The 613-nt window shown below is 68.0% G+C and carries 1 protein-coding gene and 1 pseudogene; both read left to right on the plus strand.

Annotated features, from left to right (window positions below; all coding sequences use genetic code 11):
• Positions 1-14: 14 nt before the first annotated feature.
• Positions 15-134 (plus strand): annotated as a pseudogene (locus tag HUA74_RS47020) (phosphopantetheine-binding protein); the annotation flags it as partial.
• A 111-nt stretch (positions 135-245) separates the two neighbouring features.
• Positions 246-613: condensation domain-containing protein (locus HUA74_RS47025; protein ID WP_371817415.1), on the plus strand; the 368-nt coding region annotated here is incomplete at its 3' end.

Raw genomic sequence — 613 nt, forward strand, 5'->3', positions numbered from 1 at the left:
CTCGCCTCGCCGCCATCTGGGCAGAGGTCCTCCACCTCGACTCCGTCAGCGTCTCCGACGACTTCTTCGCCCTCGGTGGCCACTCCCTCCTCGCCACCCAGGTCGTCTCTCGTGTCCGCAAGGCCTTCGACGTCGAGCTGCCTCTTCGCGCTCTCTTCGAGGCGCCAACCGTTGCTGCGCTCGCGGCTCGTGTCGATGCCGTAGGCCACGGGGACCTGTCGCTCCAGCTGCCTCCGCTCGTGGCGGTGCCTCGCACTGGACCGCTGCCGCTGTCCTTCGCGCAGCAGCGCCTGTGGTTCCTCGACAGGCTCCAGCCGGGCAGTCCGTTCTACAACATCCCCTCGGCCATCCAGCTCCATGGGGGACTGAACCTCGCCGCGCTGGAGCGGGCGATTCAGGAACTGGTGCAGCGCCATGAAGCGCTGCGCACCTCGTTCCACGTCCAGGAAGATGGAGAGGCCGTCCAGCACATCCTTCCTCGTGTGGAGCTGTCCGTCCCGGTGACGGACCTGGAGGCCGTGCCCGAAGCCTCGCGTGAGACAGAAGCGCGGCGACTGGCCCAACTCGAAGCGCAGAAGCCGTTCGAGCTCTCCCAGGCCCCGCTGCTCCGTGC

The organism is Myxococcus sp. CA051A (assembly GCF_013336705.1).
Classification (GTDB): domain Bacteria; phylum Myxococcota; class Myxococcia; order Myxococcales; family Myxococcaceae; genus Myxococcus; species Myxococcus llanfairpwllgwyngyllgogerychwyrndrobwllllantysiliogogogochensis.